Genomic DNA, 13,419 nt, shown 5'->3' on the forward strand with positions numbered 1-13,419 from the left:
TACCATACATTAAGTAAATGAACTTTTCTAAACGATTATCCAACAGTATATTGGCCAGCTCTGGGTTTGTGTTGTTGCTATGGTGTATTCAGTCAGCTGAAATATTGTTTTCTCTGGATATGCATATGTTTGCTGTTTATCCGCAAAGACTTAGTGGAGCACTGGGGGTGATCACTGCACCCTTGATTCACGGTTCATTACAGCACCTATTTAGTAATAGCTTGCCGCTATTGATACTGTTAACGGCGTTAATATATGGCTACCCGAAAACCCGATATAAGGTGTTGGCCAGTGTTTGGATTTTATCTGGCATTGGTGTGTGGCTTTTTGCTCGAGAGTCATATCATTTAGGTGCCAGTGGTATGACACACGGGATTTTCTTTTATCTCTTGGTGGTAGGGATTTTGCGCCGAGATAAGTCGTCAATTGGGATCATGATGATAGCATTTTTCATGTACGGCGGCATGACGATGAGTATCTTTCCGAGAGAGCCAGGCATTTCCTTTGAATATCATTTGTTTGGTGGAATAAGCGGCGCATTGGCCGCGTTGATGTGGTTTCGGTTAGACCCCAAACCACAGGTGAAGCGCTACACTTGGGAGCGTGACGGCAGTGATATGGACGACCCGATCATTCAGGACCAATGGCGAGATGATGTCGAGCAATCTCGCCAGTTTGAGAGCGAGCTAACAAGGCACACATTTTCCATCGATGTTGATGGCACCACAGAAGTGGAAAAAGATAAGCACGCTAATAAGTAAACTAAGCACACAAAATACAAAGAAATCATCAGTATTTCATGAGGTGAATAACTGTATTTGCCGTTTTATTTGCCCTTTTCCAAGTCCTTAATCTAACAATAAGAAATCTTATGGAATGTCTATTTTTGCTTATTTTATTCGCTTATGGTGGTTACGCGTAGCTGTATTTGCCCCTGTGAAATATCACTGTGCCTAACATTATCGCCATTCATCAGTCAGCGAAATAGTTGTTTAGCATTGGTATGAATTAGTGCTTTATTTGCTATCAAAGTAAGATGATTTTCTATTGTTAGTGGCAAGTTTATTTAGTTTATTGGACGTTCGAATGGCAGATTTTAATTATTACTTTCGTGTGCGGTATGGAGAATGTGACGCACAAAGTGTGGTGTTTAATGCGCGTTACGCGGATTATGTCGATATTACTATGACTGAGTATTTTCGGGTTTTTTATGGCGGGTTCGATAATCTGATCACTCAAGGATATGAAACTCAAGTGGTCAACTTAAATATTAGTTGGAAATCGTCTGCGCGATTTGATGATGTTATACGTGCGACTGTAGAGGTTAAAAAAATTGGCAACTCTTCTTTTACGTGTCAGGTGCATCTAACGCAACTGGATAGCGAAAAACCGATTGCTAGTGCTGAAATTACTTATGTGTGTGTCGACTCCAAGTCGTTTGAGAAAACAGCAGTGCCGCAAAGTCTCAGAGACGCATTTGATGCGCCTATTCAACCCATCTCAATTAACCATGCGGGTGATGTATTCTAACCCATTATTTTAAACCGACCTAGATTAGACCTTAGTCGGATACTATCAGAGCCATTACCTTTTTATAATAATACTACAGTTGGTGTTGGCTATGATTTCTAAGGACTCACGCTAAACGACTGTCATTTAGGCTAAAAGTACCATTTAGTTAAATGAAATCGCCTGTTTAAAAATAAAGTTAACTACCCAAATAATAAGAATATAGGGTTTGATATGGTGCCTCAAAATAGAAAAAGTGATAAAGCGCTGCTTGGCGCGTTTTCTGCCAGCTCAGGTGCGTCTGCTCGCTCACGGCTTTCTGCTAGCTCACGGCTTTCTGCTCGCTCACGGCTGTCAACACATCGTTTAGAACAGTTATTAGCGAAAACACGGTATCAGCCAGAGACAATCGCGATCTTTAAAGCGCCTTTATTGGCAAGCATGAATGATATTATCGATGAGGTGTATCGAGAGTATCCGCAAATGGTTGGCGTAAACCTGCATACGGATGAATATAATCTTTCAACCGATTTACGCGATTTACTGAGGCAGTATATTGAAGGCCTTTTTGTTACCGCACGTTATGATCACGCCTATATCACTGAGCGCGTTGAATTAATCGTTCAGTATAAAAACATCGGCGTCCCCCCATTAGATTTCATTCAGATTATTAATACCTTAAGTGGGTTACTCTCTAGTTTGGCTCAGCAGCGCTGTGCGCTTGGTTCTGCCCAAGCCACTTTTTGTCATTTCATAAGGCAGCTACTTCAGTTTGATATTGAGCTATGCGTTGATACCAATCTAACGCATCTATACGCTGAGGTTGACATGCTAAGACAGCAAAACGAGAGTTTGTCCCGTGATATTGAGGCGAGAATAGCGAAACGTACAAAAGACTTAATGGATCAGGTACGTTTGGATCCATTAACGAAAATCTATAACATCAGTGCAATGCAAGAAATGCTCGACAAAGAATTAGCATTAGCGAAGCGACGCAAAACGAAAGTCTCTTTAGTTTACTTCGATGTTGACCATTTTAAAAAAATCAATGATACGGAAGGACACATCAAAGGCGACGAAGTGCTTAAAGAAATCGGCCAAACGTTGCGCCAGTGCGTTAGGCAAACCGATATTGCTTGTCGCTACGGTGGTGATGAATTCTGTTTGGTATTATTAGAATGTAACGCGCAAGAAGCACAGAGGGTGTGCGAGAAGTTGATTGATACCTTTCGCGGACGCTACCCGACTTATTCTTTTAGTATGGGGATTGCAGAAACCGGCGCTTCTGAATTTGTTAGCGTGAAACAACTGATACATTTAGCAGATCAAAAAATGTATTTAGCAAAAAAAGAAGCAGGGTTTACCATCGTTATTTAATGGAATTGGTATAAAGGGTGAACACACCCTAAATAGGGTTGTCATTTTTTGGTGAATCTTTTTGTTAAACCCACAATGTGCGTTTGAGTAAACGCACCTTGTGATCTCTTACCCATCTCCACAATAGCTCCCTTTTCTTATTAAAAGTGGGGTTTGGTTGTGGGAAGTCATTACAATTTCTTAACTCATTTCTACGAACTCGCTTATATAGCCTGTTATCGCCTTGAATACGTATGCAAAAACTTGTTTAGATTATGTTACAAAGGATAATCTTCATGCTGTCAAACAGCCGTCACCCTTAAACTAGTTTCATAGAAAACGTCTAGTAACATATGGATGGGACATAACATAAAAAAATGTAATGGGTAGACTCGAGTTGTCCATCTGTATTCGCCTGTTTTTTACAACCTAACAACATGTATAAGAAGAGAAGGTTTCATGCAGCAAACAAAACCACAATTAAGCTTTTGGCAAATTTGGAATATGTGCTTTGGCTTTTTAGGTATTCAATTCGGTTTTGCTTTGCAAAATTCAAACGTCAGCCGAATTTTTGAATCTCTAGGAGCAGACTACAGTAACCTCGCTGTGCTCTGGGTTGCCGCCCCCATTACCGGTCTTGTCGTGCAACCCATTATTGGCTATTTGAGCGATAATACTTGGAACCGTTTAGGCAGAAGGCGACCGTATTTTTTATGGGGAGCCATAGCGGCAAGTGGCGCGCTATTTATTATGCCCAATTCACCTACTTTGTGGTTCGCTGCGGGTATGCTGTGGATTATGGATGCCTCTATCAACGTGTCAATGGAGCCTTTTCGCGCATTCGTGGGTGACATGCTCCCGCCTAAGCAGCGCGCCAGTGGTTATGCTATGCAAACCTTTTTCATTGGTATAGGCGCCGTCGTTGCCTCTGCGCTACCTTGGATGATGACCAATTGGTTTGATATCTCGAATATTGCGGAACCGGGCTCAATTGCGGATTCTGTTAAATTTTCATTTTATGCTGGGGGCAGTATTTTTCTGTTGGCAGTGTTGTGGACGGTTGTCTCAACGAAGGAGTATTCCCCCGAGCAGCTGGCGGCGTTTGACGCTGCACAGGCGCAAATCGAGCAGAAAAAAGACACAAACATGACGACTCGCACACAGAAGCAATATACTCGTGGAGGTAGCGTATTCAGTGTCGTAGGCCTGATTTTGCTCGCCGTTATTTATACCAATATTGATGCTCTTGATAAAAATTTATATATCTTAGCTGGGGGCTTGATAGCCTTTGGTTTGTGTCAGTTTGTCGCTGCGTATATGGTTCGCCAGCAGTATACCCAAAATGGGTTTGCGCAAGTGATGGGGGATCTGTTTTCTATGCCTCAGGCCATGCGCCAACTTGCAGTCGTGCAATTTTTCTCTTGGTTTCCACTGTTTGCGATGTGGATTTACACCAACTCTGCTGTTACTTCACATCATTTTGGTAGTCGTGACACAAGCTCAATTGCCTATAACGAAGGTGCTGACTGGGTATCTATTCTAATGGCGACCTATAACGGGGTGTCTATTATTGCAGCGATTGTGATCCCAGTGGTGGTACGTAAGCTTAATTTACAGTATGCCCATTTAATCAATTTATCATTAGGCGGAATTGGATTTATTTCATTTTGGTTTATTCGTGATCCTGCATGGTTGGTGCTGGCAATGGTCGGTGTCGGTTTTGCTTGGGCATCCATTCTATCTGTGCCCTATGCCATATTGGCCAATGTACTGCCGAGCAATAAAATGGGGGTATACATGGGAATATTCAATTTCTTTATCGTTATTCCACAAATATTGGCCGCTAGTATTTTAGGTTTTCTAGTGACGAAAGTGTTTGATAATCAGCCTGTTTTTGCCTTAGTGATTGGCGGTTGTAGCATGCTCATTGCCGGTGTCATGACGTTACGTGTCAACGTCCCAAAATAGCTCATATCGGATTAGATTAAATGATGAAACAAAAACCGTTAGCCCGCCCGTCACATTCCTGTTTTACGAACGCTGCAATGACTATGGCATTAGCCCTAGCCTTAACTGCATGTACTCATACGAATCACAAAGCGTCAGTTGATAGTTCAAAGCAAGGCACAGAACAGTACTACGGCACGAATAACCCGTTTGTTAAAGAAGCCGTCTATTTTGTGATGACAGATCGCTTCGTCGATGGGGATGAGAGTAACAATTACCCTGAACAAGGAGGGAGCCTTCCCAGTTTTGATTTACCGCTTTATGCAGATAATGGTGATACCGCCAATGTGGGCTATTTAGGTGGCGATCTAAAAGGTGTATTAGATAATGCGCAGTACATCAGCAATATGGGGTTTACAGCGGTTTGGCTAACGCCCATAGTGGAAAACCCTGATCAGCAGTTTGCGGGGGGGGAGGCGATAGCGTATGGAGGAGCGTTTAAAGATGGAGGTAAGTCTGCTTATCATGGCTACTGGGCATCTAATTTTTATAAAATAGATGAGCATTACCCCTCCAAAAATCTAGACTACAAAACATACACCAACAAAATGCGTGAACAATTTGGCATCAAAACCGTGTTTGATGTAGTGGCAAATCATGGATCACCGTCGTTTAGCATGCCTATAGAGCAAGACACATTCGGGAAGTTGTATGATCAAGCAGGTCAGTTAGTTGCTGACCATCAAAACTTACCACCTGAAAAACTTGATCCGCATAATCCCTTACACCAGTTTTATCACAACACACCCGACATCATGCAGCTTTCAAATTTGAATGAAGACAATGCGCAATTACGTGACTATCTGATTAACTCGTATCTGTATTGGATAGAGCAGGGCGCAGATGCGTTTCGTATCGACACGATTAAGCATGTTCCTCATCACTTTTGGCAAGAAATGGCGGCAAGGGTGAGAGCAAAGTACCCAGACTTCTTTATGTTTGCAGAAAGCTTTGACTACAATGCGAACTTTATCGCTCAGCACACCCTTGCGAAAAACGGTGGGATCAGTGTGTTAGATTTTCCCGGCCAAAAAGCAATTACTAGTGTATTTGAAACACCGGGCAGTGATTACGCCTCTTTATTGACTTATTTACACTTAACACATGGGCCTTATGCAAACCCCTATGAGCTAACCACTTTTTACGATAACCATGATATGCCACGCATGAACGCCAGCGATACTGGTTTTATTGATGCCAACAACTGGTTATTTACCAGCAGAGGGATCCCTGTCGTTTATCAAGGCTCAGAAATAGGATTTATGCGAGGAAAGGCAGAGCACCAAGGAAATCGGAATTATTTGGGTCAAGAGAATATTGAAATTGCCAAGACTCATCCTATTCAACAGCAGTTATCGGCGATTGCCAATATAAGGAAGAATCTGCCAGCATTGCAAAATGGCTTACAAGTCAATTTAGCATTTAAAGGCGATCATGCAGCGTTTTATCGTGTTATTCAAAAAGGCGACATTGCCCAAACCGCATTAGTGTTACTGAACAAAAGCGACAAGTCCCATCGCTTTGAAATTACCCAATACCTAGATACAGGTACGTGGACCGAAATGCGTTTTAAGCAAAAAACACAAACCATTGCTACTGGGGATGCATTATTAGCTGAAGTGGCTGGTCACAGTGTACATGTTTGGGTTAAAGAAGGAGCCGTGATTAATGAGTCCCTCAAAAAAGAGTTGTCTCAATTAATGGCGTTTAAATAAGTGATAACTCAGCGGTGCAAGTACGTTATTGAGTACTATGCTCCGCTGGATTGACGAATAACAAGATCAACATGCATTAAGTAATGCTCCACTTCTTCTCCCGCGATTAGCCTTAATAAACTGTCTACTAAAATCTCACCGGCTAAGATAGTGTCCTGTTTGACCGTGGTTAAGCTTGGTGTAGCGAAACTTGCTACCGGGACATTGTCGAAGCCAACGACAGCAATTTGTTGCGGAATCGATATATTGCTATCGCGTAATGCCCGAAGCACACCTATAGCTATTAGGTCACTAGCACACACGATGGCATCTATATCGGGATGACGTTTTAGCAGTGATAAAGTCGCGCTGTAGCCAGAATCTTCAGTTGATATTGCGTCTTGCTGGACGGCACATTGGGCTACATCGGCAAGTGTCAACGCTTTATAATAGCCTTGGTAGCGGGCAAAAAACTCAGGTGCACGGGAATCTGCGCCACCAATAAAGGCAAATTGTTTTCTACCAAGATCAAGTAGGTGCTGGGTGACGTCAAATCCCCCTTGGAAATTATCACAACCAATTGAAACCCCCGGATGTTCATCATCAAGGGCACCCCAGCGCACGAAATGCGTGTTTTGTGCCTCAAGCTGGGTCAGCTTAGTACAGTATTCTGTGTAATCACCATATCCTAATAGAATAATGCCATCGGCTTTATTTGAATCTTCATATTCAGCATGCCAATCATCGCTTAAATTTTGAAAAGAAATCAGTAAATCGTATCCAGCATTTGCCGATGCGCGTGTGATACTGCCAAGCATGGATAGAAAGAAAGGGTTGATTAATGAATTGTCAGACGTTGGGTCTTCGAACAACAAAAGCGCTAAGGTTTTACTGTGCTGACGCCTTAGGTTACTGGCGTTTTTGTCAACTTTATAATTAAGTTCACGGGCTATTGCTTGTACTTTTTCACGGGTTTCTTTATTCACTAAAGGACTATTTCGAAGTGCACGTGACACCGTAGACTGCGATACACCAGCGTGATGGGCGATATCAAACGATGTAGCTTTCTCTTTCATTATTAGAAACCTTATTCAACAAACACAGAACAATAGATCATTTATAAATAGGAGTTATACACTAGCCTGCTTTTTAAATCCCTAACAAAATACAAACCCGCAGGGTTTTTGCACGTTTATTATACTAAATGTTAAGTCGCTGATTTCGCTTATTTAAAGTGTCAGTATTATGGCCTATTTAAATGCATCATATTCACTCACCTGCTAATAAAAGGGCTTTTCGGGCGTAGAATACTGGTATAATATCCGCTGTTTTCCATGTACTAGCGTTAGGGGTAATTATTAATGGCCGAGACCGAAAGTCGTCCGACCAATTTCATTCGTCAAATCATCGATAAAGATCTGCAGTCGGGTTTGCATACACAAGTGCACACGCGTTTTCCGCCAGAGCCAAACGGTTATTTACATATAGGTCATGCAAAATCGATTTGTTTAAATTTCGGTATCGCTCAGGATTACCAAGGGCAATGCAACTTACGTTTTGATGATACTAACCCTGACAAAGAAGATATTGATTACGTTAATGCGATCAAGAACGATGTCACTTGGCTTGGTTTTGAGTGGCAAGGAGAGGCACGTTACTCTTCAAACTACTTTGATCAATTGCACGCTTATGCGCTGGAATTGATTGAAAAAGGATTAGCGTACGTCGATTTCTCGAATCAAGAACAAGTACGTGAAATGCGCGGTACCCTAACAAAGCCAGGTACCAACAGCCCATATCGCGACACCTCAATAGAAGAAAATCTTGCGCAATTTGCTAAGATGAGAAATGGCGAATACAAAGAAGGCCAGTGCCTACTGCGCGCTAAAATTGATATGTCGTCGCCGTTCATGTGTATGCGCGACCCAGCGTTATACCGAGTAAAATTCGCCCATCACCATCAAACAGGTGATAAGTGGTGTATTTATCCCATGTACGATTTTACCCATTGTATCTCTGATGCAATAGAGGGGATCACGCACTCTTTATGTACTTTGGAGTTTCAGGATAATCGTCGTTTATATGATTGGGTGTTGGAAAATATCACTATTGATGTTGTGCCACGTCAGTACGAGTTTTCTCGTTTGAATCTTGAGTATACCGTTCTGAGCAAACGTAAACTGATTCAGTTAGTAGAAGAGCAGTATGTGAGTGGCTGGGACGACCCCCGTATGCCAACGATAGCGGGATTGCGCAGAAGAGGCTTTACCGCAGCCTCAATCCGTGAGTTTTGTAAACGCATCGGCGTAACCAAAATGGATAACATGGTTGAAATGGGTATGTTAGAAGCACCACTGCGGGATGAGTTAAATGAAAATGCTCCTCGTGCTATGGCGGTGCTTGAGCCCGTTAAAATCGTAATAGATAACTATCCCCAAGATGGTGTCGAATTATTGGATGCACCTAATCATCCAAATCGACCTGCAATGGGCAGTCGCCAAGTTCCTTTTACCAAAGAGATATACATTGAGGCTGAAGACTTTAGAGAAGAAGCCAATAAGAAGTTTAAGCGTTTGGTCTTAGGCAAAGAAGTACGTTTACGAAATGCTTATGTGATCAAAGCGCAGCGCGTTGAAAAAGACGAGCAGGGCAATGTAACCACCATATTTTGTGAATATGACGCTGATACTTTAGGTAAAGATCCAGCTGATGGTCGCAAGATAAAAGGCGTTATCCACTGGGTTTCAGCGGAGCATGCTGTTGCGGCTGAAATCCGTTTATATGACAGTTTGTTCTCTGTGCCTAACCCAGCGGCTGAAGAAGATTTTGCGGCCTGTATTAATACCAATTCGTTAACCGTAAAGAACGGCTGGGTTGAACCTAGTCTGACCAAGGTTGATTTCGATTCGTCAGAGATACTCGCCTACCAGTTTGAACGTACCGGGTATTTTTGTTTCGACAAAGATAGCAGCAAAGATAAGTTAATCTTTAACCGCACAGTGGGTTTGCGTGACACTTGGGCAAAGATTGGCGATTAATACCTATTCACCTGCGTATGTCACATTAGCAAAATAGCCTTAACGAAAAAGCCCCTGTTATCTTTTATATGACAGGGGCTTTTTTATATCACCTTGAGACGGTGTCACAAGTGCTAAGTGACGATAATTATCTGTTTTGAAAAATTACTTTGGTTGTGCGTGAAATGTTTTGCCAGACTCATGCTTGCTTGCATCACTCATTAAATATAAATAAAGCGGCATGATCTCTTCTGGGGTTTTTAACTTGCTTGCATCTTCTGCCGGATAAGCTTGTGCCCGCATGTTGGTGCGTGTTCCGCCTGGGTTAATACAATTTGCTCGAACTGAGGTATTTTCGTTTTCATCCGCGATGACTTCCATCATGCCTTGGGTGGCGAACTTCGAAATCGAATAACTTCCCCAATATGCGCGACCTTTTAAGCCTACACTTGACGTAGTGAAAACAAGCGATGCGTTTTTCGATTTTTTCATTACCGGTAACAGTGCTTGAGTCATAAAGAACTGACTGTTTACATTGACTTGCATTACGTTATTCCAATCATCTTCATTGATTTGCTGGAAAGGTTCAAGATGACCTAGAAGGCTTGCGTTGTGTAATACGCCATCTAAGCTAGCGAACTGGTTATCAATCGTGTTGGCCATGTCGCGATAGTGCTGCGGGGTAGCACCTTGCAAATCCAACGGAATAATAGCTGGCTCTGGACCACCGTTTGCGACAATCTCGTCATAAACGGCTTCCAATTTACTGACTGTTCTACCAAGTAAAATGACGGTTGCACCATACTTAGCAAATTGTAGGGCTGCTTCTTTCCCTATGCCGTCGCCTGCACCAGTAACAAGTATGGTTTTCGACGTTAAAAGCCCACTGGTTGGTTGAAAATCAAACATATATTTCTAATTCAAGTAAATTTTGCTGATTTTATCATTTAGATGTGAAAATATCCTACCGAAATAGTCGTGGAAGACTGGATTGTTTTACGTTACATGTTGTTAACAAACCTTTGCAAATCAATATCAAACTAAATAAGATGGTTCAGGAAGTAACTGGTCTAACGTGTTATTTATATCGATGATAAATGTGCATAGGTCGAATTGATTCCAAGAACATGCAAAGCCAATTGAAATAATAAAGAGGTAGGGAAATACAATGAATAAACTATTGCTTAGTGCGAGTATCGCAGCTGTGCTGGGACTAACAGGCTGTAATGGGGACTCGGTAGCAGATTTAGAAACCGACAACCCCGTAGAGAAACCGTTTGCTCGGGTAGTATTTGACCCTGCCAATAGCGACCTTAATTTACCGAATGATTTATTGATGTTGCCAAGCGGTAGCTTTTTCGACTTCACCTTAAATACAGAAGGTACAGAGACGTTCGATGGTGGTAATCCTGAGCACGCATTAAGTGCATTAGATGGGTGGTCGACTCAGAATCCATTTTCTATTCGTGTCACTTTACCTACTGGTCTTGATATAGATGCCAGCAGCGTTAACGGTTCATCAATTAAGTTATTTCAAGCGACGCAAGCGTTAGAAGGTACCTCAGAGACGTGTCAAGCAATTGCGGCCGCTGCCGCTGCTCCAGGCGTGCCTTGCGAACTAGGTGACGAATTGGTGTATGGTGAGGATTTCGTCGCTTCGTACGAGTCAGGAGCTGGGACAGGTTCGATCACTGTCATTCCATTAAAACCATTGGCGGCTGGTCAAGGCCACATGTTGGTGGTAACCGATTCTCTTTTAGATACAGACGGAAAAAGTATTAAAGGTTCAAGCTCTTGGGAGCTAGCCCGCCAAGACATACGTACCTTGCCATTATCGACAGAGGAACAACTGCAACTACAAACCTTAGTCAATAGTATTGTTGACGTTATTATCCCTACTGGTATTGAGCGCGAAGCGATTTCATATGCTTCATACTTTTCTACGGTCTCGGCTGGTAGTGTGATGGATTCGGTTAAAAATCTGCAAATTGCGGGTTACGCTACGGCATTCGGGGCGGCAATGACTGCAACTGGTGGTGACGCAGCGACCTCTGCGTCTGTGGCACGTGATTATTTACCCCAGCTTAATGTTTCAGGAGACAATGTCAGCAATGCGTATGAAGCACTTGGTTCACAGTTAGGCGATACGTACACTGCGTTGCAAGCACAAGGGTTAGGTACATGTGCTGGGCTATATGCAGCGTTAGAGGCATCAGCCGGTAGCCCTAGTGCTGAATTAACTCAAGCGGTTACGTTTGCTGGGCCATTCTGTGCTGCTAAACGTATCGAAGCAGAAGTTAAATTACCTTATTACCTTAGCACGACTAACCCGCTAGGGGATTGGTGGCGCGCTATGTGTACTAGCGGTGCAACACTGCAATTAATGGGGGCCGAAACGGTTACCTCTTTAATACAAGGTGGCGCCGTCGGGCCGAATGATGCCCTGTGTCAACAAGCGTCGGGCGGGCAGTTACGGGATCTTGATTTATCCTCTTTGGGGATTGATGATCCACGAAACCTAACCAAGTTTAATCCTTTGCCTATCCCTCAAGGGACAAACACCGATGATGATTCAACATTGATTAATGAAGCAGGCACTGAAACCTTAGGCGTACAATTTACCGTACCTGATGAGTCTGTGATTGCTATGCTTTCGGCAGCGACAAATGGTGCAATTCCTTTGCAAACTAAGCCCGATAATGGCTGGCCAGTAATTATTGTTCAACACGGTATCACAGGGGCAAAAGAAAATGCGTTGGTTGTCGCTGCTGCGTTTTCACTTGCTGGTTTTGCCACAGTGGCAATTGATCACCCGTTACACGGTGGCCGCGGATTTACATTAGCGGACGGTACAGTTGTGAATGCATCGACCCATTCACCAACTGACTATATGAACCTGGCAAGCTTAATCACAGCCCGTGATAACTTACGCCAAAGTGCCGCTGACACACTCGGTTTACGCCTTGCGCTTAATGCCATAAACGATGGTTCAGGTGTGGTGGATATTGATACATCAGAAGTCCATTTTATCGCCCAGAGTTTAGGTTCGATTTCGGGCATGAACACGTTGGCAAATGCGAACACGCCATTTGAAGGTGACTTTGCACCGTTTAGTGACATGTACAAGGTGGACACAGCTGTGCTCAATGTACCTTCTGGCGGCGTGGCTAACTTCCTTTTAGAATCACCGGATTTTGGCCCCCTAATTAAAGGGTCTTTATTGGCTGCATCTTCAGAGGATTTTGCTACCTTTTTAGCTCAATATGCTGAAGCAAATGCGTTGTCAATTGAGGCGGCTATCCGTCCGGCTTACGTTGCGTTTGATGAAGCGCTAGAGGATGATGCGCGCGCAGAGATTGCTGCGACGTTTAGTCAGTTCGTGTTCGCAGCACAAACCATTCTAGATGCAGGTGACCCTATTAACTATGCTCAGCAAATGGCAGGTAATACACCGACACTCATGCAGTTGGTTGTAGGTGGCGGCGTGAATGATGATGGTACAACAGCGCTAACCGATCAAGTGAATCCAGTGGTCACGGCATTGCCGTTGTCTGGTGGTATTCCTTTATCTCAGGTCATGGGTTTATCACAGGTTTCGTCAACGACCGAGAGCGATGCAACCCAGAGTGGCGTTGTGTATTTTTCTGCTGGAGCGCATCAGTCTTTATTTGTACCAACACCTAGCGTGTCGGCGACATTAGAAATGCAAAATCAAGCGGTGGAATACTTCGGCTCTGACGGACAGAACATTGTGATTGCAGATGAGTCTGTTGTTGCAAATTAATTCTTTGCATTATTGATGAAAGCTAGGCCATGCCTAGCTTTTTTTTTGTAAA

9 protein-coding genes are annotated in these 13,419 nt (G+C 43.2%); 7 read left to right on the plus strand and 2 right to left on the minus strand.

The window, feature by feature from the left end; translation table 11 throughout:
- The first annotated feature begins 17 nt into the window (after positions 1-17).
- The 5 genes from FX988_RS01900 (at position 18) to FX988_RS01920 (ending at position 6,587) form a co-directional block, all read left to right on the plus strand.
- Entirely contained in the window at positions 18-761 is a 744-nt protein-coding gene (locus FX988_RS01900; RefSeq protein ID WP_160178087.1) for a rhomboid family intramembrane serine protease, read from the plus strand.
- Positions 762-1,086: 325 nt separating this feature from the next.
- Positions 1,087-1,530 (plus strand): acyl-CoA thioesterase, encoded by a 444-nt coding sequence (locus FX988_RS01905; protein ID WP_160178088.1) that lies wholly within the window; start codon positions 1,087-1,089, stop codon positions 1,528-1,530.
- A 213-nt stretch (positions 1,531-1,743) separates the two neighbouring features.
- Positions 1,744-2,886, plus strand: a complete 1,143-nt coding sequence (locus FX988_RS01910) for a GGDEF domain-containing protein (RefSeq protein WP_160178089.1) — start codon at positions 1,744-1,746, stop codon at positions 2,884-2,886.
- Positions 2,887-3,324: 438 nt separating this feature from the next.
- A complete protein-coding gene (locus tag FX988_RS01915) occupies positions 3,325-4,833 on the plus strand; it encodes an MFS transporter (protein ID WP_160178090.1) in 1,509 nt (502 codons plus the stop codon).
- Positions 4,834-4,853: 20 nt separating this feature from the next.
- Positions 4,854-6,587 (plus strand): alpha-amylase family glycosyl hydrolase, encoded by a 1,734-nt coding sequence (locus tag FX988_RS01920; RefSeq protein WP_201751623.1) that lies wholly within the window; start codon positions 4,854-4,856, stop codon positions 6,585-6,587.
- 35 nt (positions 6,588-6,622) lie between these two features.
- Here the strand turns inward: FX988_RS01920 and FX988_RS01925 are convergent, their stop codons facing one another.
- A complete protein-coding gene (locus tag FX988_RS01925; protein ID WP_160178091.1) occupies positions 6,623-7,642 on the minus strand; it encodes a LacI family DNA-binding transcriptional regulator in 1,020 nt (339 codons plus the stop codon).
- 285 nt (positions 7,643-7,927) lie between these two features.
- Here FX988_RS01925 and glnS point away from each other — a divergent pair, with 285 nt between their 5' ends.
- Complete coding sequence (glnS, locus tag FX988_RS01930) at positions 7,928-9,604, plus strand: glutamine--tRNA ligase (RefSeq protein WP_160178092.1); 1,677 nt, start codon at positions 7,928-7,930, stop codon at positions 9,602-9,604.
- Between the two features lie 144 nt (positions 9,605-9,748).
- Here the strand turns inward: glnS and FX988_RS01935 are convergent, their stop codons facing one another.
- Positions 9,749-10,492: a YciK family oxidoreductase gene (locus FX988_RS01935; protein WP_160178093.1), complete on the minus strand. Its 744-nt coding sequence runs from the start codon at positions 10,490-10,492 to the stop codon at positions 9,749-9,751.
- Positions 10,493-10,751: 259 nt separating this feature from the next.
- Between FX988_RS01935 and FX988_RS01940 the strand changes: the two genes are divergently transcribed.
- A complete protein-coding gene (locus FX988_RS01940; RefSeq protein ID WP_160178094.1) occupies positions 10,752-13,367 on the plus strand; it encodes a VolA/Pla-1 family phospholipase in 2,616 nt (871 codons plus the stop codon).
- The last annotated feature ends 52 nt before the right edge of the window (positions 13,368-13,419 follow it).

This window comes from Paraglaciecola mesophila (genome assembly GCF_009906955.1).
Lineage (GTDB): Bacteria > Pseudomonadota > Gammaproteobacteria > Enterobacterales > Alteromonadaceae > Paraglaciecola > Paraglaciecola mesophila_A.